The 8,729-nt window shown below is 49.7% G+C and carries 5 protein-coding genes; 2 read left to right on the top strand and 3 right to left on the bottom strand.

Going from position 1 to position 8,729, the window contains the following annotated elements; genetic code table 11:
- The first annotated feature begins 37 nt into the window (after positions 1 to 37).
- Together VN105_RS15740 and VN105_RS15735 are read left to right on the top strand one after the other, a co-directional pair.
- Positions 38 to 1,465 (top strand): L-serine ammonia-lyase, encoded by a 1,428-nt coding sequence (locus VN105_RS15740; RefSeq protein ID WP_325642482.1) that lies wholly within the window; start codon positions 38 to 40, stop codon positions 1,463 to 1,465.
- 131 nt (positions 1,466 to 1,596) lie between these two features.
- Positions 1,597 to 4,404, top strand: coding sequence for a hypothetical protein (locus VN105_RS15735; RefSeq protein ID WP_325642481.1), 2,808 nt, complete (start codon positions 1,597 to 1,599; stop codon positions 4,402 to 4,404).
- 9 nt (positions 4,405 to 4,413) lie between these two features.
- On the opposite strand, the gene VN105_RS15730 is transcribed toward VN105_RS15735, so the two are convergent.
- From VN105_RS15730 to VN105_RS15720, 3 genes are all read right to left on the bottom strand, one after another.
- Positions 4,414 to 4,881 carry a hypothetical protein gene (locus VN105_RS15730; protein ID WP_325642480.1) on the bottom strand — a complete coding sequence of 156 codons (468 nt, stop codon included), beginning with the start codon at positions 4,879 to 4,881 and terminating at the stop codon, positions 4,414 to 4,416.
- Positions 4,882 to 4,939: 58 nt separating this feature from the next.
- Positions 4,940 to 7,585, bottom strand: coding sequence for a valine--tRNA ligase (locus tag VN105_RS15725; protein WP_325642479.1), 2,646 nt, complete (start codon positions 7,583 to 7,585; stop codon positions 4,940 to 4,942).
- A 99-nt stretch (positions 7,586 to 7,684) separates the two neighbouring features.
- The coding region (locus VN105_RS15720) for a GntG family PLP-dependent aldolase (RefSeq protein ID WP_325642478.1) at positions 7,685 to 8,729 on the bottom strand (1,045 nt) is incomplete at its 5' end.

The raw sequence follows: 8,729 nt of genomic DNA, 5'->3' as shown, positions 1-8,729 counted from the left end.
CCCGCTTTCCGTTAATTTTACAGATAAATAAAAATTAGTGGCACACGAATGTATTTCCGTATTTGACATTTTTAAGATAGGCGTTGGCCCTTCCAGTTCCCATACCCTGGGCCCCTGGCGCGCAGCCCTGCGTTTCCTGGATCAGCTGGAGAAGGATGGTAAGCTGGCCGCTGTAAATAAAATGCAGGTACTATTATATGGCTCCCTTGCCAAAACAGGTCACGGGCACGGTACAGACATTGCTGTACAGCTGGGCCTCTGCGGGGATGACCCGGTAACTTTTGATGTAAACCAGATCAATTCCAAAATGGATGATATCCGCCGCAACCGGCGGATGAAAGTAGCAGGTAAGTATGAAATAGATTTCGACCCTGTTGAAGATATTGATTTCCTCTTTGAAGAATCACTGCCTTTCCATCCCAATGCCCTTACCTTCCTTGTCACCTTTATAGATGGGGAACAACTGGCTTCCACCTGGTATTCTATTGGTGGCGGTTTTGTGGTACAGGAAGGAGGTGCCGGCGGCAGTGCCCAACAGGTAGATCTGCCCTTCCCGATAGATACCGCCCGGCAACTGCTGCAATGGTGTATCAAAACAGGATATAGTATTTCCGAGCTGGTGCTGGAAAATGAACTGGCCTGGCGCCCGGAAGAACAAACCAGGACCGGATTGCTGAACATCTGGCGCGTAATGCAGGAATGTACCTATCGCGGTTGCCATACCGGCGGTGAATTGCCCGGCGGATTGAAAGTAGGCCGCCGCGCTGCAGTACTCAACAAAAAATTACTCAAAGGCCGTACCTATACAGATTATGCTTCCTGGATTGACGCCATCAGGGCCGGCGGTGAGCATTTCAGCTATACGCTGGACTGGGTAAGCTGTTTTGCACTGGCGGTGAACGAAGAGAATGCCTCTTTCGGACGCGTGGTAACAGCGCCCACCAATGGCGCCGCAGGCGTAATTCCGGCAGTTTTGCAGTATTTCATCGCTTTCTGCGATGGATTCCACGAAGAAAAGATCCAGCAATTCCTGCTTACGGCTTCGGAAATAGGCAGCATCTTTAAAAAACGTTCCACCATTTCTGCGGCAATGGGTGGATGCCAGGCGGAAATAGGCGTATCGTCCGCAATGGCGGCAGCAGCCCTTACTGAATGCCTGGGCGGTTCCCAGCGCCAGGTGCTGATGGCCGCGGAAATAGCCATGGAACACCACCTGGGCCTTACCTGCGATCCTATCGGCGGACTGGTACAGGTGCCCTGTATTGAAAGAAACACCATGGGAGCCATCAAGGCAATTACGGCATCCCAGCTGGCGCTGCAAAGTAACCCCGAACTGGCAAAGGTTTCCCTCGATGCCGTAGTGAAAACCATGTGGGAAACAGCGCAGGACATGAACTCAAAGTATAAGGAAACTTCCGATGGAGGCCTGGCGGTAAATATTCCTATCAGTCTTCCCGAGTGTTAAAAGATACCTGGTAACGAATTACAGATTTAAAAGCAGATTACGGCGAATATCAGTTATAATATAAGGAAAGAACCATATTTTCGTTTATACGTTATCATCATCTGCTTTAGATCCGTAATTCGTTATTTTTTATGCGTGTTATCCTTGTCATTACGCTATTTTCTTTTTCCTTTTCTTTATCGGCGCAGCAATTCGGAGGTAACCCTCCTTCGCTGAAATGGCAACAGATCAACACAGATACGGTGCGGGTGATCTTTCCCCATGGCATGACTGCCCAGGGAGAGCGTGTAGCAGGCCTGGTTCATTACCTTAACCGTTACACCCGCTCCTCTATCGGCGGGCTGGAGAAAAAGGTAAACATTGTACTGCAGAATCAAACCCTGCAATCCAACGGATATGTACAACTCGGCCCGTTCCGATCCGAATTTTATCTTACACCTCCGCCTAACTCGCTGGACCTGGGCTCCCTGAACTGGGTAGATCAGCTGGCGGTACATGAATACCGGCATGTGTTACAGAACATGAACTTCCGGCAGGGGGTATCCAAAGTGTTTTCTATTCTCGGGGGGCAACTGGGGCAGGCAGCGGTAACCAATATTGCTGTGCCTAACTGGTTCTGGGAAGGGGATGCTGTGGTGATGGAAACCGCATTAACGCCACAGGGCAGGGGAAGGCTGCCGGGTTTCTTCGATGGTTTCCGCGGCCTTTCACTGGCAGGTAAACATTACGCCTATATGAAGATCCGAAACGGTTCCTATGTGGATTATGTGCCGGATCATTATCCGTTGGGCTACCTCATGGCCACCTACGGCCGGGAACATTACGGGCAAACTTTCTGGAAAGAAGTGACCAGTGATGCCGTCCGTTTCCGCGGCGTGTTCTACCCTTTGTCGCATAGCCTGAAGAAGAGAACAGGCATGAATGTAACCGGCTTCTATAATGCGATGCTGAAAGAATACCAGCCGCTGTGGAACAACTATGCCGTAAGACCGGATACCACACCGGCGCAGCCTTTGCTGCCGGTAGCTAAACCGGTAACCAACTATAACTATATATACAATGCCGGCAATAACGAATGGGTGGTGTTAAAGAATGCCTGGAATAAAGTACCTGGCATTTATCACCTGAATGCAGCAGGTAAAGAAAGCCTGCTGGTACGCCCCGGTATTTTATACGACGACTTTTTCAGTTACCGCAACGGACGTATCGCATGGGCAGCAGCCCGCTTTGACGCCCGCTGGGGCTGGAAGGATTTTTCAGTGATCCGGGTATGGGATAACGCTACCGGGCATACGAAAACCGTTTCCCCGAAGGGGAAATTCTTCTCCCCCGACATCAGTGAAAACGGTGAACATGTTATAGCCGTGGCTACCACCACCGCTATGACCTATAGCCTGCAACTGATCAATACACGCACTGCAACAGTAGAGAAACAATTGCCTAACCCCGAAAACTGGTACTATACCTATCCCCGTTTTGCTGCAGGAGAACAAGCGGTGATCAGTGCGGTAAGGAACAATAAAGGAGAGATGGCGCTGGTACAGCAATCACTGGTTACGGGCGAAAGCACCGTGCTTACGCCTTTCAGTTATACCGTAATAGGCATACCGGTGGTGAGCGGCGATACCGTTTATTTTACCAGCGGCCTGAAAGATGTGAATAACGTATATGCGCTCACGTTATCAGACAGGAAAACATACGAGGTGACCGACAGGGGCAACAGTGCGTTGCATATGGCAATAGCTCCGGCAGGCGACAGCCTCGTTTTCAGTGAATTTACCGTAAAGGGATATAAGTTATATCATGCGGCGCTGAACAAAGCGGCATGGGAGCCTGCTGATGTAAGTAAGGATAGGCATAGTGCCTGGCTGCAGCCCCATTTTAAGGAAGGCGGTAATATCCTGGAACTGGCGCATGATTCCCTGCCGGTGAAAAAATACCCGCAATTCACCCGTCCGTTTAACTTCCACAGCTGGGTGCCTTCCTTCAATGATCCGGATTACAGCATATCGCTGATAGGAGAGAATATACTTGGTACTACCTCCACCACCATTGGTTATACATACAACAGGAATGAAGGAAGCTCAGATATTGCGGCAGCCTTTACTTTCGCGGGATGGTTCCCCGTATTGTCTGTTGGAGCGGATTATACCATTAACCGTAACGGGTTGGATCAGAACCGGCAACGCGTATACTGGAATGAAGCCACCGCGCATGTGGGAGTTAGCGTTCCGTTGAATTTCTCATCGGGTCTTTACAGCCGTAGTTTATCTTTCGGAAGTAATTACAATATCCGTCACCGTTATCTTGATGCCAGGTATAAGGGGAACGATCTGCAATTCCTGACTAACACCATCATCTTCAATAACCAGCGGATCAAAGCGGTACAAAATATTTACACACATTTCGGGCAGTACGTGGCGGTACAATATAACAGTTCTGTAACCGGCCTGTATGCCGAGCAGCTGTATGCCAGGCTGGACCAATATCTGCCGGGATTATGGCAAAATCATAGCCTGGTGTTGCAGGGTGCTTACCAGCAACGGGACAACGCGTTCAATTATACCTTCACCGATAATTTCGTATATGCAAGGGGGTATAATACGCCTTTGTATACCAGTATTTATAAGCTGGGAGCCAATTATCATTTGCCGCTGGTGTATCCCGACTGGGGATTTGCACAGATCCTGTATTTTAACCGCATCAGGGCCAACCTGTTTTATGATTACAGCATGGCCAGGTTTTCCCGTAATAACGTGAATATCAATACCCGTTATACTTCTGCAGGAACAGAGCTGTTTTTTGATACGCGTATAGGTAATGCGCTGCCCTTTACATTTGGTGTGCGTTTCAGTCACCTCTTCGACGAGGATCCGGCAGACAATGCGCAGAACCGTTTTGACTTTATTGTACCGATCCAGCAGTTATTTAATTATTAGGAAGATAGATTACTTCACGTTTATCCGGATGGATGGAGCTTTGTAGATCTTGTCTTCTGTGTATTTGATGAGGATTTCATCGAAGTAGAGCACATCTCCTGTTTGCAGGGTTTCTTTCAGGCTTTTACTCCAGGCAGCGGGAAGGCCGGCCGTTTTGAAATTATCGCCGGTAAAATCTTTGTATATGGCGGGTTGCCCGGTAGTATCGTTCAAATAGGGCTCATGTTTTTCATAGGTAAAAGCGAAAGACTGCACCGGGTATTTGATATTCTTTTCATCGCGCACTATCAGTGCGGAGTCCAGTAATTTGATCACTTCACTTTTAGGCAGGGTATCGCTCAGGTAAATGCTCCAGCTGCTGCGGAGTTTCATGGGTCTTTTGCTGGTTACGGCGGTAGCTGGCTTCTTCGCGGATTGCGCAATTACCGGTGTAACAGCAGTGGCTAATAAGAAACTAAGTAACAGATGTTTTTGCATGATAGTACCGGGATATAAAAAATCGCCCGGTATAGTAACGACCGGGCGATCTCAAAAATTATAAGGACTTTAAACTTTCCTCTATAACAGCAATCTTTGCTTCAGCATCCGCTTTTTTCTGACGTTCTGCGTCTACGGCTTCTGCTTTAGCGTTCTGTACAAAGCGCTCATTGCTGAGTTTCTTTTCTACAGATGCCAGGAATCCTTTGAGGTATTCGAGGTCTTTGGTGAGTGCTGCTTTCTGGGCGGTAGTGTCCAGTGCGGTTTCTGTACCCAGGTAGAATTTATCTTTCTGGATCACGAGGGTAATGCAACCAGGCACGGGCTCCTGTACATAATGAATGGCTTTTGCATTCACCTGTTTGGCGAGCATGCTTTCAATTTGTTTGAACGCATTATCATGTTTGGTTTCTATGTGGAGTACGATCGGATCTTTTGGTTTTATCTGGTGTTTGTTACGCGCATCGCGGATGCTGCTGATCACTTCCTTGGCCAGCGCACCTTCCAGCAGGGTAGCATGTACCGGCGCCTGTGGTGTGATGAACTGCTTCATCATCAGGGAATCATCTGCTGCGCGGGTGGTGAGCTGCTGGTATATTTCTTCTGTAATAAAAGGCATATACGGATGCAGCAGTTGCATCAGCTGCTCGAAGAAGTAAATAGTTTTACGATAGATAGACGCCGGGATTGGTTGTTCAAAACCTGGTTTAACCCACTCAAGATACCAGCTGCAGAAATCGTCCCATACCAGGCTATAGATGGCCTTGAGTCCTTCGCTGAGGCGGAAATCCTTATGCAGTGCGGCTACTTCCGATTGTACCTCGTTCAACCTGCTTTCAAACCATTTCACGGCAAAGTTATCTGCTGCAGCGTCGTTATCTTCTTCCTGGCGCTGTTCCCACATCTTCACCAGTTTCAGGGCATTCCATATTTTGTTACAGAAGTTGCGGCCCTGTTCACAGCTGGAGTCGTCGTACAGGAGGTCGTTACCGGCAGGAGAGGAGATCATGATACCGAAGCGAACCGCATCTGCGCCATAGGCGTGGATAAGCTCCAGCAGGTCGGGTGAGTTACCCAGCTGTTTACTCATTTTACGGCCTTGTTTGTCGCGCACCATCCCTGTGAAATATACGTCGGCAAAGGGTTTTACCTCCTTGTATTCCAGTCCGGCCATGATCATACGGGCTACCCAGAAGAAAATGATATCCTGCCCGGTTACCAGTACGGAGGTAGGGTAATAGTAATTGATATCTTCATTATTGGGTTGGGAGATGCCGTTGAATACTTCCATTGGCCAGAGCCAGGAGCTGAACCAGGTATCCAGGCAATCCTCATCCTGTTTGAGTTCGGCGGCAGACACGGTGATGCTGCGGGCAGCAAACTGCTGCACTGCTTCAGCCGCGGTGGCTGCTACTTCAAAGGAACCGTCCGGTGCATACCAGGCGGGGATTTGCTGACCCCACCAAAGCTGGCGGGAGATACACCAGTCCTTCACATTTTCCATCCAGTATTTGTAGGTCGCCAGGAAGCGATCGCCGGGATGGATCTTCACATCACCGTTTACTACTGCATCCAGGGCAGGTTTGGCCATTTCCGCCATTTTTACAAACCACTGGGTGGAGATGCGGGGTTCCACTACCGTATCGGGGTTACGCTGGCTGTAACCGAGGCGGGTGGTATATTCCTGTTCTTTTACAAGCAGGCCTTCTTCCGCCAGGGCGGCAACTACTTTTTTACGGGCCACGAAGCGGTCTTCCCCTACAAACACGATGGCGGCAGGACTGAGCGTACCGTCGTCGTTAAGGGTATCTACTACTTCCAGGTTATGTTTCAGCCCCAGGTTATAGTCGTTGATATCGTGTGCAGGCGTCACTTTCAGGGCGCCGGTACCAAATTCTTTGTCTACGTAGGTATCAAATATAACGGGCACGCTGCGGTTCACAAGCGGCACTACAGCGAAATGTCCTTTCAGGTGGGCGTATCTTTCATCTTCCGGGTTTACGCAGATGGCGGTATCGCCCATGATGGTTTCCGGGCGCTGGGTAGCGATGGTGATGTATTCGCCGGTAGGAATGCCTTTGGCATCCGTGATGGCGTATTTCACGTGGTATAGCTTACCCTGGAGGTCTTTGTATTCCACTTCTTCATCGCTCAAAGCTGTTTTGGCTTTGGGATCCCAGTTGATCATGCGTGCGCCGCGGTAGATGACGCCTTTTTTATAGAGATCAATAAAAACGGTGATCACTGCTTTGTAGTAGTGATCGTCCATAGTAAAGGTAACGCGGTCCCAGTCGCAGCTGCAGCCGAGTTTTTTTATCTGGTGATAGATGATATCTCCATATTTATCTTTCCATTCGAAGGCATATTTGAGAAATTCTTCGCGGGTGAGCTGTGATTTTTCGATGCCTTTTTCCTGTTTGAGCATATTTACCACCTTGGCTTCCGTGGCAATGGAGGCGTGGTCGGAGCCTGGAACCCAGCAGGCGTTGAAGCCGCTCATACGAGCCCGGCGTACCAGGATATCCTGGACGGTTTCGTTGAGGGTATGGCCAAGATGCAGTACCCCGGTCACATTGGGAGGGGGGATGACGACAGTAAAGGGTTGGCGGCCATCCGGTTTAGAGCGGAAGTAGCCTTTGTCCATCCATTGTTGGTACCATTTTTCTTCAACCGTTGCAGGCAGGTAATTTTTCGAGAGTTCCATGCTATTCATAATATAAGGTGGCAAAAATAACGGAGATTAAGGAGAGATGGAAATTTAAAGGGCAGGAATCGCCGCCCTTTAAATATATGATCACTTCAGTTATGCCATCTCTGCGATGATTTTGCAGGTTTGTGCAATCATTTCCGGTGTAACATCGAGGTGGGTGACTATTCTGACCTGTGTGGGAGAGACGGGCATGACGAGGACGCCCTGTTTTTTGAGATAGTCGGTAAAGAGCTGCGGTGACCAGTCGCCGGTTACTTCAAAGATGAGGATATTGGTTTCTACAGGAAGCATGTGGCCGATGAAGGATTTCTCCAGCAGGGCCTGGGCAATTTGTTTGGCGTGGAGGTGGTCTTCGGCGAGCCTGGCGATATTGTTTTCCATGGCATAGATACCGGTAGCGGCCATGTAGCCGGCCTGGCGGAGGCCGCCGCCAAATTTCTTACGGATACGCCTGGCGGCTTTGATAAAGGTTTCGCTGCCTAACAGCACGGAGCCCATGGGGCAGCCCATTCCTTTATTGAGGCAAACGGAGATACTGTCGAACAGCTGCCCGTATGCCTTAGGGTCCTGGCCGGTGGCTACCAGTGCGTTGAAGAGGCGGGCGCCGTCGAGGTGCAGTGCCAGTCCGTGTTGTTTGCAAACGTCGCCGATCTTTACCATTTCGTCCCAGTCGTAGCAGCATCCGCCGCCGCGGTTGGAGGTGTTTTCGAGACAAACGAGGCTGGTGCGGGCTTTATGTACATCATCGGGATTGATGGCTGCTTCCACCTGGGTGGCGCGGATCATGCCACGGTCGCCGGTGATGGCGTGTACCTGGGCGCCGGAATTGAAGGCGATACCGCCTCCTTCATAAATATATACATGGGCAAGGTTGCTGCAAACCACTTCATCCCCCGGCAACGTATGTACTTTAATGGCAACCTGGTTACTCATTGTGCCGGAAGGGCAGTACAAGGCTGCCGGTTTGCCAAAATATTCTGCCATCATGGCTTCCAGTTTGTTGATGCTGGGATCTTCACCAAAAACGTCATCACCGGTTTCTGCCTGCAGTATTGCCTGTAACATGCCAGGGCCGGGACGTGTAAAAGTGTCGCTTCTAAAGTCAATCATTTTATTGAAAAATTTGCAACGGCTTAAC

It is taken from the genome of Chitinophaga sp., from assembly GCF_035564935.1.
GTDB lineage: Bacteria > Bacteroidota > Bacteroidia > Chitinophagales > Chitinophagaceae > Chitinophaga.
The sequence above is the reverse complement of the archived record's forward strand: the minus strand, read 5'-3'. Positions and strand labels throughout refer to the sequence as shown.